Below are 1172 nucleotides of genomic sequence, written 5' to 3' on the forward strand. Positions count from 1 at the left end.
CGAGGCGCCCGCACCACCTGGTGGGTAGGGCGGTTCAGCAGCGCCATCAGTCGGTGGGGAGCGTGTAGACGCGGCGGACACTGCTGCCGAGGCGGGCGACGTCGGCTCCGTAGACATGCAGGGAGATCGCCGTCGTACGACAGGAGTTGCGGACCTTGTGGATGTCGCCGGGCGGGGCGAACCCGCAGACGTCACCGGGGCCGTTGACCACCTCTTCGGTCGCCACCAGCCGGGCCCCGACGGACCCCGTGGCGGGGGCTAGCCGGTAGCGGAGCTCGCTCTCCTCGCCCTCGTGCACACCGGCGACGCACCACGAGACGTGATCGTGGATGGCGGTCTCCTGACCGGGCAGCCACACCAGCGCCACCACCGAGAAGCTGCCGTCCGGCTCGGCGTGCAGGACGTGCTGGCGGTACCGGTCGGCGTGCCCCACCCGCTGCTCGGGAGTGAGCAGGTCGGGGGTGCCCAGGTGCGGGGCCACGCGCTCGCCGACCAGGTAGGCGGTCAGATCGGGGGCGAGGCCCCGGTCCACGACCGTGCGGATCTCACTGACGAGTGCGGCCATCCTCGCGGTGGTGCGGGCCTGGGTGGTGGTGGTCATATGGGCAGCGTCGAACAGTCAATCCATCACGTCCAACGACAGTTCTGACCCGAAATCCCAAGCACCGCTTATGGATCGCCCCGGCGGGATCGCCCGGTCAGCAGCCGACCCGGTTCGACGCGACCCGCTTCAGCTCGTCCAGCACCACCGCGGTCGCCGGGATCCGCAGATGGTCCCGGTACACGTACGCGGCGATGTGGCGGCGCGCGGCGGGTTGCAGCGGACGCCCGCAGACCCGGCTCAGGGAGAGGGAGGGCAACACCAGGGCGGGCATCATGGCCACGCCGAGCCCCTGGGCGACCAGGGACTGCACCACCAGGTTGTCATCGGTGGCGAACCGGATGTCGGGTACGAAGCCCAGCTCGGCGCACTCGTGCAGCAGGTTCGCCCGGCAGCGCGGGCAGCCCGCTATCCACCGCTCCTCGGCGAGGTCGCCGAGGTTCACGGCGCGGCGCCGGGCCAGCGGATGGCCGGTCGGCAGCAGCACCGTCAGCTGGTCCTCCAGCAGTCTGACCTCGGCGACCTCGTCCGGGATCTCCTCGTGCAGCCCCGGGTAGGTGAAGGCCAGGGT

At 71.2% G+C, this 1172-nt stretch carries 2 protein-coding genes; both read right to left on the minus strand.

Going from position 1 to position 1172, the window contains the following annotated elements; all coding sequences use genetic code 11:
• Window positions 1-46: 46 nt before the first annotated feature.
• Window positions 47-601, minus strand: coding sequence for a cysteine dioxygenase family protein (locus ACFVUS_RS43980; RefSeq protein WP_008741022.1), 555 nt, complete (start codon window positions 599-601; stop codon window positions 47-49).
• Window positions 602-698: 97 nt separating this feature from the next.
• A partial coding sequence (locus ACFVUS_RS43985; protein WP_387781536.1) for a LysR substrate-binding domain-containing protein occupies window positions 699-1172 on the minus strand: 474 nt, incomplete at its 5' end.

Origin of the sequence: Nocardia sp. NPDC058058 (genome assembly GCF_042885355.1) — a bacterium.
Lineage (GTDB): Bacteria > Actinomycetota > Actinomycetes > Mycobacteriales > Mycobacteriaceae > Nocardia.